This is a genomic window from Thalassobacillus sp. B23F22_16, from assembly GCF_043496955.1.
In the GTDB taxonomy this organism is placed as follows: domain Bacteria; phylum Bacillota; class Bacilli; order Bacillales; family Halobacillaceae; genus Thalassobacillus; species Thalassobacillus devorans_A.
Genome location: NZ_JBIEKD010000015.1, coordinates 84,150 through 101,263 on the forward strand (window position 1 = coordinate 84,150; position 17,114 = coordinate 101,263).

Annotated in this window: 18 protein-coding genes; 2 read left to right on the forward strand and 16 right to left on the reverse strand. The window is 39.5% G+C overall.

Annotated elements, in window-relative coordinates:
* Nucleotides 1-8: 8 nt before the first annotated feature.
* The 6 genes from ACGTNI_RS12955 to ACGTNI_RS12980 all read right to left on the reverse strand — a co-directional run bounded on the left by ACGTNI_RS12955 (nt 9) and on the right by ACGTNI_RS12980 (nt 5,870).
* The gene (locus tag ACGTNI_RS12955; protein WP_394463038.1) at nt 9-1,175 is read right to left on the reverse strand and encodes a glucose-1-phosphate adenylyltransferase; all 1,167 of its coding nucleotides are present in this window, start codon (nt 1,173-1,175) and stop codon (nt 9-11) included.
* Between the two features lie 3 nt (nt 1,176-1,178).
* Nucleotides 1,179-3,086 (reverse strand): 1,4-alpha-glucan branching protein GlgB, encoded by a 1,908-nt coding sequence (glgB, locus tag ACGTNI_RS12960; protein ID WP_394463040.1) that lies wholly within the window; start codon nt 3,084-3,086, stop codon nt 1,179-1,181.
* Between the two features lie 297 nt (nt 3,087-3,383).
* On the reverse strand, nt 3,384-3,617 hold the full coding sequence (locus ACGTNI_RS12965) for a ferredoxin (RefSeq protein WP_394463042.1): 234 nt from the start codon (nt 3,615-3,617) through the stop codon (nt 3,384-3,386).
* Nucleotides 3,618-3,655: 38 nt separating this feature from the next.
* Nucleotides 3,656-4,684 (reverse strand): NAD(P)/FAD-dependent oxidoreductase, encoded by a 1,029-nt coding sequence (locus ACGTNI_RS12970; RefSeq protein WP_394463044.1) that lies wholly within the window; start codon nt 4,682-4,684, stop codon nt 3,656-3,658.
* Nucleotides 4,685-4,730: 46 nt separating this feature from the next.
* Nucleotides 4,731-5,204, reverse strand: coding sequence for a RidA family protein (locus ACGTNI_RS12975; protein WP_394463046.1), 474 nt, complete (start codon nt 5,202-5,204; stop codon nt 4,731-4,733).
* A gap of 312 nt (nt 5,205-5,516) precedes the next feature.
* Nucleotides 5,517-5,870 carry a 2Fe-2S iron-sulfur cluster-binding protein gene (locus ACGTNI_RS12980; protein WP_394463048.1) on the reverse strand — a complete coding sequence of 118 codons (354 nt, stop codon included), beginning with the start codon at nt 5,868-5,870 and terminating at the stop codon, nt 5,517-5,519.
* Between the two features lie 180 nt (nt 5,871-6,050).
* Here ACGTNI_RS12980 and ACGTNI_RS12985 point away from each other — a divergent pair, with 180 nt between their 5' ends.
* Nucleotides 6,051-6,857 carry an aspartate dehydrogenase gene (locus tag ACGTNI_RS12985; protein ID WP_394463050.1) on the forward strand — a complete coding sequence of 269 codons (807 nt, stop codon included), beginning with the start codon at nt 6,051-6,053 and terminating at the stop codon, nt 6,855-6,857.
* Between the two features lie 136 nt (nt 6,858-6,993).
* On the opposite strand, the gene ACGTNI_RS12990 is transcribed toward ACGTNI_RS12985, so the two are convergent.
* From ACGTNI_RS12990 to ACGTNI_RS13030, 9 genes are all read right to left on the reverse strand, one after another.
* Complete coding sequence (locus ACGTNI_RS12990) at nt 6,994-7,677, reverse strand: GntR family transcriptional regulator (protein WP_394463052.1); 684 nt, start codon at nt 7,675-7,677, stop codon at nt 6,994-6,996.
* A 181-nt stretch (nt 7,678-7,858) separates the two neighbouring features.
* Entirely contained in the window at nt 7,859-8,389 is a 531-nt protein-coding gene (locus ACGTNI_RS12995; protein WP_394463054.1) for a chromate transporter, read from the reverse strand.
* Nucleotides 8,386-8,976, reverse strand: a complete 591-nt coding sequence (locus ACGTNI_RS13000; protein ID WP_394463056.1) for a chromate transporter — start codon at nt 8,974-8,976, stop codon at nt 8,386-8,388. Before ACGTNI_RS13000 ends, ACGTNI_RS12995 begins: the two co-directional genes overlap by 4 nt.
* 55 nt (nt 8,977-9,031) lie before the next feature.
* Nucleotides 9,032-9,511, reverse strand: coding sequence for a GlcG/HbpS family heme-binding protein (locus ACGTNI_RS13005; protein ID WP_394463058.1), 480 nt, complete (start codon nt 9,509-9,511; stop codon nt 9,032-9,034).
* 29 nt (nt 9,512-9,540) lie between these two features.
* Nucleotides 9,541-11,004, reverse strand: coding sequence for an aldehyde dehydrogenase family protein (locus tag ACGTNI_RS13010; RefSeq protein WP_394463060.1), 1,464 nt, complete (start codon nt 11,002-11,004; stop codon nt 9,541-9,543).
* Nucleotides 11,005-11,110: 106 nt separating this feature from the next.
* The gene (locus tag ACGTNI_RS13015) at nt 11,111-11,839 is read right to left on the reverse strand and encodes an iron-containing redox enzyme family protein (RefSeq protein ID WP_394463062.1); all 729 of its coding nucleotides are present in this window, start codon (nt 11,837-11,839) and stop codon (nt 11,111-11,113) included.
* 262 nt (nt 11,840-12,101) lie between these two features.
* The gene (locus ACGTNI_RS13020; RefSeq protein WP_394463064.1) at nt 12,102-13,565 is read right to left on the reverse strand and encodes a hypothetical protein; all 1,464 of its coding nucleotides are present in this window, start codon (nt 13,563-13,565) and stop codon (nt 12,102-12,104) included.
* A gap of 68 nt (nt 13,566-13,633) precedes the next feature.
* A complete protein-coding gene (locus tag ACGTNI_RS13025; RefSeq protein WP_394463066.1) occupies nt 13,634-14,404 on the reverse strand; it encodes a creatininase family protein in 771 nt (256 codons plus the stop codon).
* Between the two features lie 55 nt (nt 14,405-14,459).
* Nucleotides 14,460-14,798 carry a 2Fe-2S iron-sulfur cluster-binding protein gene (locus ACGTNI_RS13030; RefSeq protein ID WP_394463068.1) on the reverse strand — a complete coding sequence of 113 codons (339 nt, stop codon included), beginning with the start codon at nt 14,796-14,798 and terminating at the stop codon, nt 14,460-14,462.
* 327 nt (nt 14,799-15,125) lie between these two features.
* On the opposite strand from ACGTNI_RS13030, the gene ACGTNI_RS13035 reads away from it, so the two are divergent.
* Nucleotides 15,126-15,461, forward strand: coding sequence for a hypothetical protein (locus ACGTNI_RS13035; RefSeq protein ID WP_394463070.1), 336 nt, complete (start codon nt 15,126-15,128; stop codon nt 15,459-15,461).
* Nucleotides 15,462-15,632: 171 nt separating this feature from the next.
* On the opposite strand, the gene ACGTNI_RS13040 is transcribed toward ACGTNI_RS13035, so the two are convergent.
* The gene (locus ACGTNI_RS13040) at nt 15,633-17,024 is read right to left on the reverse strand and encodes a hypothetical protein (protein ID WP_394463072.1); all 1,392 of its coding nucleotides are present in this window, start codon (nt 17,022-17,024) and stop codon (nt 15,633-15,635) included.
* Nucleotides 17,025-17,114 lie beyond the last annotated feature (90 nt).

The following is a 17,114-nucleotide window of genomic DNA, read 5'->3' on the forward strand; positions in this document are numbered from 1 at the left end:
CCATCCTCCTATTTTATAATTTGCTCCAAATAACTTTTTGCTAACACACTGTCTTCATCTGCAACTAACGTAATATCGCTTTTAGGTGATGCGTCCCCGATGACTGCCCCATCCTCGATCACACTCCCAGCCGCGATAATGGCACGGTTGATGGTCACATTTTTTCCTATTTTAGCTTCCGGCATGATAACCGAATCCTGGATAATGGACCCTTCCTGGACATGCACCCCATAGAAGATAACAGAGTGGTCAATCGTTCCGTGAATCCGGCAGCCTTCATTAATCAGAGCATTATGAACGGTCGCTTCATGCGAGATATACTGCGGAGGCTGGTTCGGACTTTTCGAGTAAATGCGCCAGGAGTAATCATTCAAATCAAGTTCCTGTTTCTCTTTCAGTAAATCCATGTTGGCTTCCCATAAGCTTGCCACCGTCCCCACGTCTTTCCAGTAGCCATCAAATGTGTAAGCCATCATCTTTTTGTAGTCGCCGAGCATCGCGGGGATGATATCTTTTCCGAAGTCATTGGAAGAATTTTCATTATTGGCATCATCGATTAAATAGCGCTTTAAGATGTCCCACCGGAAAATATAGACACCCATGGAAGCCAAATTACTCTTCGGGTGTTCTGGTTTTTCTTCGAATTCCGTGATTACACCTGAGTCATTGGTATTCATCAGACCGAACCGGCTCGCTTCCTCCCATGGTACCTCTATGACTGAAATCGTAGCATCCGCGCCGCTCCCCTTATGATAGTCAAGCATATCGCTGTAATCCATTTTATAAATATGGTCTCCCGATAAAACAAGGACATGTTCAGGGTCATACTGGGTGAGGAATTTGATATTTCGATAGATAGCATTAGCTGTTCCCGTATACCAGCCTCCCCCTTCTTCGGACTGAACATATGGCGGCAGAACAGAAACACCGCCGTATTTGCGATCGAGATCCCAGTCACTGCCAATTCCGATATAGTTATTCAAAATCAATGGTTCATATTGGGTGAGGACTCCTACCGTATCAATCCCCGAATTGGTACAGTTACTCAATGGAAAATCAATGATTCTGTATTTCCCTCCAAAATAGACAGCAGGCTTTGCAATCTGCTTGGTGAGTGATTTCAGTCTCGTTCCCTGGCCTCCGGCTAATAGCATCGCTACACATTCTTTTTTCATGATTTAGTCCCCCTTCGGTCCATTGATTCGTTTCCAAAAAGTTACCGCAAGCGGCGGTATCGTCATTTTAATATGATGATTCTGCCCCTGCCATGGCTCTGGGACAGATGCAGCCTTTAATCCGTTTCTCTGGCCGGATCCGCCAAAATGTTCTGCGTCGCTATTGAATATCTCCTCATAATGCCCGGGCTGCGGTACTCCGACTTTATAGTCGTGATAAACTACTGGTGTAAAATTACAGACAACCAGAAGCTGGTCTTTCGGTGTCCTACTGCAACGTATAAAAGATATGATGCTCTGCTCGAAATTATGAGGGTCTATCCATGAGAAGCCATCTTCATTATGATCCAGTTCCCATAAGGCAGGCATGTCCTTATAAAATTGATGCAGCTGTTTGACATAGTCGAGTACCGATGCATGGGAATCATAGTCCAACAGCTCCCAGTCAAGGTCCCCCAAGTCCTTCCACTCATCGAATTGACCAAATTCCGATCCCATGAATAACAACTTTTTACCCGGATGGGCGTACATAAAAGCCAAAAACGCCCGTAAGTTGGCAAACTTCTGCCAGTAATCCCCCGGCATCTTATTCAACAATGATTTCTTGCCATGAACAACTTCATCATGAGAAATCGGGAGGACGAAATTCTCGGAAAAAGCATAGAACAACGAAAACGTAATGAGATTATGATTATATTTACGGTGCACCGGATCCATTTCCATATAACGGAGCATATCGTTCATCCAGCCCATGTTCCATTTATAATTGAAACCAAGCCCGCCAATGTAAGTCGGAGCGCTGACAAGCGGATAAGACGTGGATTCTTCCGCCATCATCAATACATTCGGTACTTCTTCAAAAATAGCCTCATTCATTTTTTTAATGAATGCGATGGCTTCAAGATTTTCCCTGCCTCCATGCTCATTCGTTTCCCATTCGTCCTCTTCCTTGCCAAAATCAAGATAAAGCATGCTGGCTACGGCATCCACTCGTAAGCCGTCCAGGTGAAACTCCTTCAGCCAGTAAATCGCATTGGAAATGAGAAAGCTCTGTACTTCATTGCGGCCAAAGTCAAACGTCAGCGTCCCCCATTGTGGCTTCTCCGCTTTCAAAAGATTCTCATATTCATAGAGTGCCTCTCCATCAAATCGGCGAAGACCATGGGCATCTTTACAAAAATGGCCTGGCACCCAATCCAGAATGACACCAATGCCATGCTGATGACACTGATCAACAAAATAACGGAAGTCATCCGGTGTGCCGTATCGGGAGGTCACAGCATAATACCCCGTAGTCTGATAACCCCAGGAGCGGTCAAACGGATGCTCAGTGATCGGAAGCAGTTCGATATGGGTGTATCCCAGCTCTTTGACATAGGGTATAACTTCCTCTGCATAATCGCGGTAATTATAATAGACTTCAGGCTCAATGTTTTTCCACGATCCCAAATGGAGCTCATAGATGGAAATGGGAGATTCATAGAAATTCATCTCTTCGCGGCGCTTCATCCATAGATCGTCATTCCATTGATAATTGTCAAGCGGATAGATGACCGAAGCTGTATTCGGCCGCAATTCACTGGAGAATCCATAAGGATCTGCTTTCAGCTGCAGATGTCCGTGGGGAGTGAGGATTTCATATTTATAAATTTCCCCTTGTTCAAGGTGAGGGATGAACGTATGCCAGATCCCGTTCTCATTCAATTTCTTCATCGGGTGTTCCCTGCCATCCCATTCATTAAAGTCGCCGACAACACTGACCTGCTGTGCATTCGGCGCCCAGACCATGAATCGGATGCCTGGAGTACCATTTTGTGTATCTTGGTGTGCCCCGAGAAGTTCGTAGCTGTATCGGAGGTTTCCTTGGTGGAATAAATAAACGTCATGTTCTAAAGCGGTAAAATCTAACAATCTACCACTCCCCTTCTAGTTGATTTAAAGCCCGTTCAAGTGAACTTGTATTACTAGCATAAAATGTTCTTATCTTGATTACAATTGTTTTTATGCTAATTTTCTGAAATGTTTTGTCGCATTTTGTCTTGATAACGGTTACATATATAATAGCTTTAAATGCACACTTTTAAACCTCTGGTGGAGGGATAATTTGGAAGGGATTTATATAGATTAAAAAAGATGACTTCGATATAGTAACGAAATCATCTATATAAATAAGTCAATTGAATTCAGTTACTGACTCATTCTTATCTTTTATACCTTTATTAAAGGTTCATTGTATATTTTGATCGACTCTGTCGGACAATCTTCTGATGCATCTTCTACATCTTCTATTAAGTCATCAGGTATTTTTTTGCAGCCATTATTGTCATCCAGCTTCACATACGCAATACCCTCTTCATCATAATCATAGATTTCAGGGGAAATTGCCCCGCATGACCCACAACCGATACAAGTTTCCTGGTCGACTATTGTAAATTTCGCCATTACTTCACTACTCCTTTATCATTATATATTTTGGCAATTTAAGCTTTTACCAAAGCACTTTTCTTCTCTTTATCACCCATGACACTGGTACTGTGGAGAGGCTGCATACGAGCATTGGGATCTATATATGTTTTTGCATTACTTACGGCCACAGGAGCTTCACCAAACCCAGTTGCAATTAGCTTTATTTTCCCTTCGTAAGTTGCTATATCTCCAACTGCATATATCCCTTGTTCACTTGTTTCCATTTTTGAATTGACGACAATAGAGTTCTTTTCAATTGTGAGATTCCAGTCTTTGATTGGGCCAAGCGATGAGACATACCCGTAATTTACGAGCAAGGCATCAACATCTATTTCATCCAACCCTTGATCTTTAACATTTTCTATAATCAGTTTATTAATCTTATTTTCATTACCGGTAACATCTTTTACAACATAAGGTGTCCTTACCTTGGCTTTGGAATTCATCAGATGATCCACACTATGTTCATGAGCCCGGAACTTATCCCTTCTATGAATCAAGGTAACTTCTTTGGCTATAGGTTCAAGCATATTAGCCCAGTCGACAGCTGAATCGCCTCCGCCACATACAACAACTCTCTGTCCAGAAAATCGATTGAGATCTTTAACAAAGTAAAAAAGGTTTTTATTTTCATATTGACGTGCATTTTGAAGTTTTAATAATCTCGGTTGGAATGCTCCAGCTCCTGCAGTTACTATAATAGTTTTTGTGTAATGCTTTTCACCTGTATTGGTAGTTAATAAAAATGAATTATCTTCGAGACGCTCTACACTTTGAACAGATTCTCCTAAGGAGATAGTTGGCTCAAACTGCATTGCCTGCTCTGTTAAGTTATCTACTAATTCCTGGGCTCGAATCTTAGGGAACCCAGCGACATCATAAATGTATTTCTCAGGATATAAGGCTGAAAGCTGACCACCTAATTGAGGCATGCTTTCAATTATCTTTACCTTCATCTGCCTTAATCCACCATAAAAAGCGGTAAATAATCCACTTGGACCTCCTCCTATGATAGTTATATCAAAGCATTCATCTTGCTTCATGTTAGCAACCTCTTTTCTGTAATGTAATTCTACCGTGTCGCTTTATTCACTTAATTGAAAGAAGGAGATCAGTTTCAACTGCCGCATTTCCAGGCAATGAACTGACTCCTACCGCACACCTTGCATGCTTTCCATTTTCACCAAACAAGTGGACTAACAGGTCAGACGACCCATTCACAACATCTGGTATATTTGAGTAACCGTCTATGCAATTAACATATCCAGTCAATTTGATAATACGGTCCACCCGATTAAATCCCCCGAACATGTCCTTTATGATAGCTAAATGATTTAAGGTAGATATTTTGGATGCTTCATATCCTTCTTTAATGGAAAAATCTTTTCCTAATTTTCCTTTATAGGGCAAATCACCGTTCCACTTACAAGTGATTCCACTGATATATAATAAATTGTTTACTTCAACTGCTTTCACATAGTGTCCGGTTGGGTTGGATAAATTAGGTAAATGCAGCCCATAAGCATGCAGCCTATCTTCGATTTCCAATTTTTCAAATGGCACCGTCTCGCTTCCCTTCTTGAACTTCCCTTAGATTAATCAAAACTAACTCTATTAAACACTTTGTTTACTAGAATACTGATTTGCCATTTTAAATTTACATGGCATATGGGCATAGTACACGTTCAGGGTTGCTTTATGATTACAAAAAGAACACGTGACACCTTCTGGAGCTTTACGGATATGAGGCACGTCCAATAATCGAATAGCTTTTTTTACATGCTTGGTGCAAGTCCACATATTTTCCACCCCTTTTGTTAATGAGTTTTATGAAAACCCTTTCATTTTGTGCCGGCTTTCACCCTGACTCTATCTTCAATCTCTCGCAGCTACTTTTTCCTTTTTAATTTTATCCGGCTTTCTCTTTTTCACTGTTTTTGTCACTTCTTCATCCCATGAAACGGTAACATCCCCTTCAGTCACAAACGATTGACAGCCTAGTCGATAACCTTTGTCGAGCCAGTCATCACCTAGTTTTCTTCTTTCTTGTATTTTAACTTTATCTAAAAATTCAGCACCTTCTTCTATTTTGCATACACAAGTCCCACAGATCCCTCCACCACATTTATTGGGAAGTTCCCCATCATATCTTAACGACATTCTAAGAATATTAGAATTTTCCGGTACCTCAATAACTTTTCCACTGGTAGCATAATTGATTTTTGGCATCTATAAATCCTCCCTATTGATGTTATTGGTATACAATATACCATATTAAAAATATTCTGACAACATTAAAAATTAAAATAGCACTATATTTGGCGCCAATATTGAATTCCGAGTATTGTTTCTATATAATTGTTGGTATACCATATTGGGATTTTATTATCGGGAAGGTGAAAATAACATATGCTAAAAGTAGGTTTGATTGGGTATGGATCCATTGGCAAGGACGTAACGAAGTATATAAAAGATGGAAAAGTAGAAGGTGTAACTGTTTCTTTAATCCTGTTAAGGAATAAAGAAACCTATAATAACCTTCCTGCTAACGATATTCTTCATACAGATAATGAAGAGGAATTTTTTAATTCTGACCTAGATATAATCGTAGAATGTGCTGGACATCAGGCAGTATATCAATACGCTGTTCGATCGCTTTCCTCAGGAAGCCATTTCATTACGGTTTCTGTCGGAGCATTCGCTGATGAAGAGCTGCTAAATAGCGTACGAGAGGCAGCCCTGAAGCATAATCGTAAGCTTATCCTTCCTTCTGCCGCAATAGGAGGACTCGATAGAATTGCTGCATCAACTTTTCAACAGATCGAGGAAGTTAAATTAATAACAAGGAAGCCGCCTGAAGCATGGCGTGGCACAATTGCTGAAGATAAAGTCGACTTAGACAACATTGTAGAAGAGCATATCATTTACGAAGGGACTGCAAGGGAAGCGGCTAAACTATTCCCACAAAGCACCAATGTCTCTGCTGCCATAAGCCTGGCGGGAATAGGATTTGAAAAAACCAAGGTACAGGTTTTAGTGGATCCTAAAGTAACTAGTAATACACACAAAATTGTGGCCAAAGGATTTTTTGGGGAAGTTGAACTCACCATACAGAACACCCCTTCAGCGAATAATCCGAAATCTGGTTATATCGTTGCTATGAGCATCTGTAAAGCGTTAAGTGACTTCACTTCTCCCGTTGTCATTGGTGTATGAATATGTGGCATTAGAAAAGCTTGGCTTATCACCAAGTCCTTATGGCGAAAACCTAAGTTTTTCTTATACTTTTACCTTTTAAGAAAGTTAAACTTTCTTAAAGTATAAAAATGCAGGGTCTCCTGGACCCTGCATTTTAATCGACAATCGTCTTCTTTTTTTCTTTTTGCTTTTCGACAAAATTGATATATGCTTTTTTGGAGTTTTCAATATGGATTTTGGTTAAATACTCTGCCATTTCAGCTTCTTTATTTCTTAATGCTTTCATCATTTGTATATGCTCTCTCAAGGATTCCTTTCTCCGGCCAGGTGTTTCATACCCCATGTTTGCTGACATTTGAATGTAATCCGTCAAGCCAGTTAATATATCATATAGCTTTGGACTTTTAGATGCTTTATATAAAAGCATATTCATCTCGATATGTTCATTATCAAAACTTTCTTCGTCTTGACCTTCCAGTTTTTCCAACTGAGCGATTTTAGCATCCATTTCTTTTTGTGTGGATTCATCCATTCGTTGTGCAGCAAGCCTGGCTGCAAGCACTTCAAGCGAAGATAAAATTGTAAATACTTCGATCACTTCTTCTTCTGAGATATTGGTAACGATTACCCCTTTCCGAGGCACTGTTTTTACGAACCCCTGCGACTCCAACCGGAATAACGCTTCACGAATCGGTGTCCGGCTTATATTGAGCTTAGTGGCAAGCTCCCTTTCAATCAATCGATCTCCTGGTTTATATTCCCCTTCCAAGATTAAATCTTTTAAGTAACGATAAGCACGTTCACGTATGGATAATAGTTCGTCCTCTGCCCATTTCATACCATTTTCACCTACTTTCACCCTTTACTACCTAAGCAGTGTATTCCTAGAGTTAATTTTTTCTACCTATTAATTCTATTTTATCAGATTAGTCATGTATTTATTAGGATTTTGTATACAAAATGTAATTATAAAGACGGTCAAGAATTTCTTGACCGCCTTTATCACAATCTTTGTTATTTTATGAAAGAAACATTCCTCCATAAAACAAGGAACCAATTATGACAAGAGCTGGATGTACTTTAAGTTTGTTCATAGACAGTAATCCTGCTGCTGTCAATATCGTAAGGTGCATCAATCCACTGTCTTCTAAAGCAGTCAGAAAAAAGTTATATGCCAATACACCAAGTAGAATGGCAATGACTGGCTGAACAGTTTTTGTCATTAACTTGACCTGGGGAGATTCTTTGAAAACATTGACAAACTTAAACAAGAGTATTACCGCAATTGCCGAGGGTAGTATTGTCGCAGCTAAAGCTAAGAAGGAACCCAGGCCTCCTCCCACTTGATATCCAATGAACCCTGCCATTTTGGTCGCGATCGGGCCTGGTAACACGTTAGCAATAGCGAATAGATCACCAAATTCGTTAAGGGTCATCCATTCGTACCTATCAACGACCTCATTCTGGATAAGCGGAATAGTGGACGGGCCACCGCCATACCCCAACAAATTCGAAATAAAGAATGCCCAAAAAATATCCCAGTATATCATATACTTTTTTCCTTTCTCTGAGGAGTGACATCCTGCCGTACTCTGTCCCGTTTAAAAGTAGCAAACACAAACCCGCCCACTAAACAAACTCCAATCATGATCCCTGGATGTATATGCAAAACTTCCAAAACTACTATTGAACATCCTCCCAGCACCAACACTGGAGAAACACCAAGACCTTTACGTGCTTTATCCGCAAACTTATACGCCATCCCCATTAACATGATTCCAATAATGGGTGTTACCCCTTGCACCATACCACTGACTATCGGGGAAGACCTATAACTATAGAGAAATCCTAACATGGCTAGCATACCGATTAAGGAAGGTAAAATATGGGCTAGGATAGCTACCACTGCTCCCATTTTCCCTTTCACCTGATAACCGATGTAAGCGGCCATTTTCGTAGCTATCGGACCCGGAAGCGTATTAGCTAGCGCTAAAGTTTGGACAAACTCACCTTCTGTCATCCATTTATATTTCTTGACAGCTTCATATTCAATCAAGGGTATGGTGGAAGGACCCCCACCATACCCTGTAACGCCTGTCCTTGCGAAGCCGATCGTAAGGTCCATAAATTGTTTCATGGTAATCTCCTTCTTTCTTAATTAACGTTATCAAGAGGACCTTTTGAAACGACCGTTATTTCTTTATGTCAGCTTCTGTAACCACTTCATGATTTTTAGAGATGAGATGTTCTTGAAGGGCATTCAAGGCGGCCGTACCTACGGATGTATCCTGCTCACCGTTTCCTCCGCTGACTCCAATCCCTCCAATTACTTCACCATCTACAACAATGGGAAATCCTCCTACGAAAACGGCAAATTTTCCAGGAAGCATGTGCTGAATGCCAAATGCTTCATTACCTGGAAGAACTGGTCCATTTGGCTCTTTGTTAAATAAATGTGTAGATCGCTTATGTCCAGCCGCTGTATAAGCCTTTGCGATTGAAATCTCAGCTCCTGTGATTCGAGCTCCATTCATTCGTTCAAGAGCTATCAGGTTTCCACCGTCATCTACGACAGCAATTGTTTCTAATACATTAATTTCTTCAGACTTCTTTTTTGCCGCTTCAATAATTAATTTTGCCTCTTCTAACTCCAATTTCATTACCTTTTTCATTGACTAGTCATCTCCTTATCCCTAAATAATCAAGATCCTACGTACACTGTTTTAATTTGTGTGAAAAACTCAAGACCGGCTCTTCCTGATTCACGGAATGTTGAAGTACTGGATTTTTTAACCCCACCAAATGGAGCGTTGATTAAATTTCCAGTAGTCGTCCGATTAACTTTCACCGTTCCTGCTTGAATTTCTTTTGTAAATAGTTGGGCGGTCTTCAAATTATTAGTAACAATCGACGCAGAAAGACCGTAGTCTACTCCATTAGCCACCGAAATTGCTTCTTCATATGATTCTACCTCCATAACAGCAATGACAGGACCGAAAATTTCCTCCTGGGCAATTCTCATGTTCGGTGTAACATTGGAAAAGATGGTAGGCTCCATATAATAACCAGAATGATGTTCGCCTTCAGTCAGCTGTTCCCCGCCATAAACTAAGTAAGCTCCTTCTTCTTTTCCAATTGCAATGTAATTTAATACGTTTTGAAGCTGTTTCTCACTGGCAAGGGGACAGAGTGTCACACCTTCTTTAAATCCGTCACCAACTTTTAAAGAACTAGTTTTTTCCACTAATGCTTGAAGGAATTTCTCTTTAACTTCCTTCATTACGATTGCTCTGCTTGTTCCTGTACAAGCTTGCCCAGTCAAAGAAAAGCCGCCATTAATAGTTAATTGAGCAGCTTGATTTATATCTGCATCATCCATTACGATAATTGGATTTTTCCCTCCCAGTTCCATCTGAGTACGAGTATCCAATGATACATTTTTGTGAATCCGCTCTCCAGCTCCAGTGGAACCAGTAAACGTTACCGCTTTAACAGCTGGATGATCCACCAGACTATCTCCAATATCCCGGGAATTGCCCGTTATAAAATTAAGCACTCCACTTGGAAGACCTGCATGATAAAGGGCTTCCACTAGTCGATATGCAATTAATGGTGTCTCCGAAGATGGTTTAAAAACAACCGTATTACCTGTAATTAATGCAGGGGCGATTTTTCTTGCTGGAATAGAGATCGGGAAATTCCAAGGCGTTATTACCGTCACAACACCGAGTGGTTCTAGCTCTGATGTCACCTTCATATCAGGGTCGTCCTGCGGGAATGTTTCCCCTGTATGACTTTGCCCTTCCACTGCATAATAGCGAAGCGTTTGAGCAGATCTCATTACTTCTTTTTTTGATGCTCCAATCGCTTTCCCTTCTTCACGTGTTAGTTCTTCAGCAAATTGTTCAACGTTACTTTCAAGATAATCGGCTGCTTTATTTAATATTGCCGCTCTTTTCGATGGAGGCGTGTTCGCCCAGCTCTGGAAAGCCTGATTCGCAGCTTCTATAGCTCTTTTTACATCTTCCACTTGAGAGGCCTGGAAAACTGCCACTACTTCTTCCTTATTAGCAGGATTAATACTGTTTAAAGTTTCCTCATTTCCAGAAGATACCCAATCACCATCGATTAAATTTTTAATAATTTCAGCTTTAGCTGTTAACATTTGCATCCACCTTTCCCCATTTGTAGTCTATGAAGACAAAGTGGCAGTTTCCTAGGAAACTGCCACTTTATTCATTTATTGATAGTTCCCTGTTAATTCTTTTGAATTAGGCTTTTACTAGAGATCCTAAGTCTTGCTCCAGGTATTCTCTCCACAGGCCATCCATGTACATGCGGCGCATTTCAGCTCCAGTGCGGACAACCTCTAAACATTGTTGTTGCAGTTCAGGAGTATTGGCATGTTCTAGTACAATCTTGTAACCCCTCTCCCCGTGAATTTCATCAGATACAATGTGAAGGTCAAAGAATTCAATTTCTTCATCATTGAACCCATATTTTTCACGAAGAACTGGCGTTTGTTTCCGGTAAATATCTGGAACTTGAGATTCTAACCCTACAACCAGTGCTGCTGTTGCTACTACAAAGTTTTCACGAGCTGCTACAGAATAACACCAGCTTTGCAGCCCTAGTGTGGTAGCTGCCATATTTTTAGGGTTTCTAACTCGTTCACCTGTTGTTCCACAAGCTTCAGCAAAGCGGATTAAGAGGTCTGTATGACGGTCGGCAGCAATCTCTTCCTCATACATGTTTTGTAGAGTAAAGTCCTTTGCATCTTCAAATTCTGGGCCTTCAGGAGTATTGTGATAAATGTAAGCAAGATAGTTAGCAAATGGTCCAACATAGTGGTAGTGGTTCTCAGCCCATCTAGCAAAATGTTTTCTTTCAAGTTTCCCTTCCGCCCATGCTACTGTAAAAGGTGCCTTTTGACTGTGATTCCCTTTGATCGCCTCTTCCAGTTCTTTACGAAACTCGTCTTTAGATAATAGTTTTGCCATTAGTAAACTCCTCCTTGAACTTATTCATGCAGGTTTAACTGCATCCTTGTATTTTGTACATTGTATTTTGTATACCAAAAACTTTAGGAAAATAAACTATATCTCGTGTAAGCCTTTTCAATTAACTTTATTTAAAGACATAGTTTACTAAATATAATATTAGTTTTGGTATACCATGGGTTTAATAGTAACTCACATAAATTTGTTTGTAAACATTATTATCTGAATTTTTTAAACTTTTTTATCTGACCTACTTTATTAATTACATGAAATACACCGCAAATGCTGTTGAAATAAATAGGCCGGAAACAACAGGAATGAAATTCTTTCTAGCGAGATCGAGAACAGAAACCCCACAAAACCCTGCTATAGCTACTAAAGAAGACCAGGCGATCAATGTGCCGCCACCAGTCCAAATCGACCCCATTTGGCCGATAGCTGCAAGTGTGCTGGGGTCCACACCGGTGCTATTGGCCATCGCACCTGACAAGGAACCTACTAAAGGGAGCCCTGAGAAACCAGAGCCATCAAGGCCGGTAATGATACCAACAATCAATATCCCAAAAGCTGTCAGCAATGTACTTTCAGGAATAAATGTCTGGGAGGCTTGTACAAGGTCAAATAAGAAAGCTGGGGTTTTCGAATCTTCCCCTAAGGATAGAATCGGACCTGTGAAATCAGAGCTTCCTAAGAAAAAGAAACCAGCTATTGGTATGACCGGTCCCATTGCCCGGAAAGCAAATACAAACCCCTCACTGAAATGGTCACCGATTTTATCAAGCGCATTGACTCTGCGAAATGCTACAGAAGCTAATATAAGTAATAATGCTGCAACACCACCGATGAAGGCTGCGCCATCTCCGCCTTCAAATCCACCGCTCCCCTTATTACCAAGTTTGGTAGAAAACATGAACAACATTACTGATAACAAAGCAAGAGGTACAAGAACGGCAAAAATTTTCCCCCATTTTTCACGCCTTCCTTCAAAAGTAGCATTCTCAGTTGTAGCTGCTATTTCTGATTCAGGAGAATTTGAACTAGTCATTAATTGATACTTTTGAAGGGATAGATTCGATTCTTCGCTGTTTGGCTTAAGAATCGATTTCCGAATAGTAAGATAGGCTACTACCACTGCAATTCCACCTGTAATAAGTGAAATAATTAATGCTTTGTCAGCAACTAGGGTTGTGTTAATACCAGCTGCTGTTGCACTCATCATGGGAGCGACCTGTATGATATAGTCCGAAGACAACGCCATTCCTTGCCCTGCAATTGCGACTATGACAGCTGCACCCATAGCTGGAAGCCCTGCTCGAATTGCTGCCGGAACTAACAAAGCACAGATCAATGGTACTGCTGGTGTTGGCCAGAAAAATAAAGATATGGTGTAGGTAACCCCCATGAGCACCAAGAAAGCAATATGGCCGTTAACCATCACTTTCTGTATTGGAGCTATCATTTTTTCATCTGCCCCGATATCCCTTAAAGAGTTTAACAGAGCAACCATAAGGGTAATAATTAAGAAAATGCTGAACAATTCACGCGCAGCCACAAGATTAGCATTGAAAACTGCTTGAAAACCACCGACAAATGATCCTGTGTAAATCCATGCAACTAAAAAAGTACCTACAATCGTTGGTAATATAACACCTCTACGAAACAGCATAGTTACGATAACTAAGAAAGTGACACCAGCATATACCCAATGAGCTGCAGATAATTCCATCGCATTCACCCTTTCGTTTAATTGGCTGGCCAATCGTACAAAACAGACTTTTTATTTATCTTTTTAATTTAATATACAGAACCTACCTTACAGTCTAGAATTTCTTCTAAGGAAGATTTTATATTCTCTATCGCTTCCCATACAATTTTTTCTCCTATTTCCTTTGAAGCTTTTGTTGCATCTCCAATATTGCCATTATTCGTCATTTCTTCATATCGATAAAATCCCTGAATTGCTCTACCTGGTCTCAATTGTTTATATCGCCCCCTTTCATTGAGATCCCCTTTAGTCAATTTCTCAGGACGAATCAATGATGGAGCCAGATATAAGGCTTCGGAAACTTCCCTTTCACAACTATGTCCAAAAATAGAAGAAGTAATATTCTCAGATACTGCTTTTTTTGCAGATCCAGTAGTCTTGGCATAATACACTTCAACGTCTTCTTCTGTTGATAAAACAGTACTGGCTACATTTAATGTTGATTGATTTCCACCATGCCCATTTAAAAACAAAAATCTAGTAATACCATGGTGTTTAAGTGATGTGACAATATCTTTCAAAATAGCAATTAGGGTATCTGGCTTTAAAGCAATAGTGCCTGGAAAGTTAAGATGGTGCTGCGAAATCCCCATATTAACTGTTGGAGTAACGATAATATGGGGATACATTTCTTCTGCTAAGAGATTTGCCATCTTAGTGGCAAGGATAGCATCACAACTTTCTACCATATGAGGGCCATGTTGTTCGTGAGCTCCTATGGGAATAACAGCTAACTTTACAGTTCCCAAAGCATCTCTTACTTCTTCCCAAGTCATGTCATTCAACAGATATGCGGTCATATCAAATCACCTCCCACACTCTGGTATATTGTATACCTTGTTAAATTGAAAAAATTTACTTACGATTTCCACTTTCCGTCAATACTTTTTTCTTCCGTTTGATATTAATATTTTCCTGGGAGATTTCTAAAGTATCTTTAACGGTTAGCTGACATGTGAGTCGATAACCTTCTTCCAACTTTCCTCCAAGCATCTTTTCTTCTTTCCAGTTTGGTGGAGCCAGTTGTTCTCCGCCTTCAATCACCCGGCATGTACACCTGGTACACTTACCCATTCCACAGCCATATTTAAGCTTTGGAAACTGTTTAATTCCAGCAAGTACAACTAAATTAGCATTGTCTTTCACTTCTTGCTGAATAATCTCTCCATCGACATGCAATGTTACTTTCGGCATAAAACCACCTCCTTTGCAGTGATTTATGTCACAATTTTAAGAATATTTTTATTATAGCTACAAACTCCCTTTTATGTAAACCCTTACATTTCGAAAAAAATTTTTTATAAGCTTCTGGTATACCGTTATCAAGCTTTTGAAGAGATTTTTAAAATAATAAATAAAAAATTCTGAAAATAATTCCTTGATTAAACTTTTTTCTTGATATAAACTAATAACCAAACGTTTTTGGTATACAAAATACTACATTCTTAACATTTGGGAGGGGAACCACGCTAGAAGGATAATGAACAGTAAGGATTCTATTAAATTAAGGAGTGGATATGGATGGGAAAATATATTGTATTAACGAATAAGGATACTTTTCAAACCGTATTGGATAATGAGGGACTTGAAACTGTAGAATCATATCAATTTTTCTTTTTTGACAAGCTAAAGGCAACTTACACCATTGTCAAAGTGTTGGACGAAAACACTAAGATCCAATTATATGAAAAATATGAAGAGAAAGAATATGTCAATTATATTAGAGTGAAGTTTTTCGAAGCATTTGAAACTATTGAGGACGCTAGAGAGGAACTATATGAAATTGTAAAAGCTTCTGGAAATAGTGAGGATTCAAAGTTCTCCAAGCTCATCAAATCAGATAAAGCGACAGTTTAACTCTATTCACAAGCTATTACCTTCCCACCTCAAAATTATTATTGCATAGCCTTGCCAATTCTGGTAAGGTTTTTTCTTTTTGTAAGAAAGAATTCTCAGGATTTCTGACGCGGTCAAACCTCACATATATTATTGCTTTACCAATTAAAACAAGCGGCACAACATATGCCGCTAAAAAAAGAATTGTAAAAGGATTAAATAAAGCATGCTAACAGCTAAAAATGAAAAAGTATAGGAAATATTCCAATTCGAAACTTTATAGGATGTAGTTTTAACTATACTGGACATTAGGCCAATGGTAGCATTATACGGCCCCATTAAAAATGCAGCTACAGCCCCTGCAAGCATGGAAACTGTTAAGATATAAGGAGATATTCCTAGTCTTCCAGGGTCCAAAGCTTCTGCTAATAAAGCAAGTCCTACCGCAGGGTGCAACCCTGTAAATGCGAGGGCAAGAGGAATGAAAGGAAGTAAGATAAGGAAAACTTCAATGCCTATCATATCTTTAACAGAGCTGACCCACGAATTTAATAATAGATCGGTACCGGAAAATTGTATAGCTGAAATAAAGAAGCCCGCTGACAGAAAAATAAAAAACTGCGCCTTCATTTTTAACAAATGCGTTTGGAAATGCTCATTTAAGCTTGATGCAAAAGCTTTTCCTTTTCTTATTAACAAAGACCATCCTAAAGCGAATGGAATAACAATTAATGCTACAAGAATAATAAAGGAAAAATGAAGTTGTGTTTCAAGAAGGGATACAAGTAGATTAAAAATTATAATAGCAATTAGTATATGATATATTTTACTGCTCCTACGCTCTTGCCTATCCCCTTCTTTAGTAGCAGCTATTTCAATGCTTACCTCACATTTTGTATGAGGTGACCGATGTGCTGCAGCCCGTTTGCCTAAGTACCAATCAAGGAACAACCCGGCAATACTTAAAGGTAATACATAAGGCAGCATTGATGCCCAACTGACCCCGGTCATTTCTATAACAATCCCCACAATGGGAGTCACTGGAGCCCACATTAACGGCATAGCAAATCCATGGGTAATAGCTCTGCTCATAAACCTTTCTTTATCATGCAGTTCACTATGGGAAAATATATTTGCTGCTGGTCTTATCGAGTAATAGGTCATTGGTAGCGTGGCTAAATTCATGAAAATACTGAAAAAATAAGAAACACCAGAGGTCATAGAATATAATTGACTAGAGGTTTTTACTTTTCTTTTAATGAAACTCTGAATCCCTGTGGAATATTCTCCAAGCTTAATTGGTATTGCAAGAATAGGTACCATTGCAAATAAGGTAAGCAGGTTCATCATTGGCCCGAAAGAAGATAGAATTTCATTCCAAACAGCCCCACTCTGCAATAGCATTAATAGTCCCACTATTAAAAAGGTTCCCCCAATGCTTTTAACAAAATGAGGTACGTGGAAAAAGGTCATTGCAATAATCAAAAAGCAGATAGAAGACAACATAAAACTGATATCAACTTGTGGAAATGTAACCGTGATTACATATAGGATAATAGAAAAACCGATCAAATATTTTATCATAGCCTCACCATTTGCTTTAGGTTATTTTTAATTATCTCTTATTCTATACTATTAAAAGCAGAAAATCTATCAAATGGTATACATTATACT

Excerpts from the sequence above, each read along its gene's own strand:
- ACGTNI_RS12955 (WP_394463038.1), bottom strand. The coding sequence starts at position 1,175 with ATGAAAAAAGAATGTGTAGCGATGCTATTAGCCGGAGGCCAGGGAACG.
- ACGTNI_RS12965 (WP_394463042.1), bottom strand. The coding sequence starts at position 3,617 with ATGGCGAAATTTACAATAGTCGACCAGGAAACTTGTATCGGTTGTGGG.
- ACGTNI_RS12970 (WP_394463044.1), bottom strand. The coding sequence starts at position 4,684 with ATGAAGCAAGATGAATGCTTTGATATAACTATCATAGGAGGAGGTCCA.
- ACGTNI_RS12980 (WP_394463048.1), bottom strand. The coding sequence starts at position 5,870 with ATGCCAAAAATCAATTATGCTACCAGTGGAAAAGTTATTGAGGTACCG.
- ACGTNI_RS12985 (WP_394463050.1), top strand. The coding sequence starts at position 6,051 with ATGCTAAAAGTAGGTTTGATTGGGTATGGATCCATTGGCAAGGACGTA.
- ACGTNI_RS12990 (WP_394463052.1), bottom strand. The coding sequence starts at position 7,677 with ATGAAATGGGCAGAGGACGAACTATTATCCATACGTGAACGTGCTTAT.
- ACGTNI_RS12995 (WP_394463054.1), bottom strand. The coding sequence starts at position 8,389 with ATGATATACTGGGATATTTTTTGGGCATTCTTTATTTCGAATTTGTTG.
- ACGTNI_RS13000 (WP_394463056.1), bottom strand. The coding sequence starts at position 8,976 with ATGAAACAATTTATGGACCTTACGATCGGCTTCGCAAGGACAGGCGTT.
- ACGTNI_RS13005 (WP_394463058.1), bottom strand. The coding sequence starts at position 9,511 with ATGAAAAAGGTAATGAAATTGGAGTTAGAAGAGGCAAAATTAATTATT.
- ACGTNI_RS13010 (WP_394463060.1), bottom strand. The coding sequence starts at position 11,004 with ATGTTAACAGCTAAAGCTGAAATTATTAAAAATTTAATCGATGGTGAT.
- ACGTNI_RS13015 (WP_394463062.1), bottom strand. The coding sequence starts at position 11,839 with ATGGCAAAACTATTATCTAAAGACGAGTTTCGTAAAGAACTGGAAGAG.
- ACGTNI_RS13020 (WP_394463064.1), bottom strand. The coding sequence starts at position 13,565 with ATGGAATTATCTGCAGCTCATTGGGTATATGCTGGTGTCACTTTCTTA.
- ACGTNI_RS13025 (WP_394463066.1), bottom strand. The coding sequence starts at position 14,404 with ATGACCGCATATCTGTTGAATGACATGACTTGGGAAGAAGTAAGAGAT.
- ACGTNI_RS13030 (WP_394463068.1), bottom strand. The coding sequence starts at position 14,798 with ATGCCGAAAGTAACATTGCATGTCGATGGAGAGATTATTCAGCAAGAA.
- ACGTNI_RS13035 (WP_394463070.1), top strand. The coding sequence starts at position 15,126 with ATGGGAAAATATATTGTATTAACGAATAAGGATACTTTTCAAACCGTA.
- ACGTNI_RS13040 (WP_394463072.1), bottom strand. The coding sequence starts at position 17,024 with ATGATAAAATATTTGATCGGTTTTTCTATTATCCTATATGTAATCACG.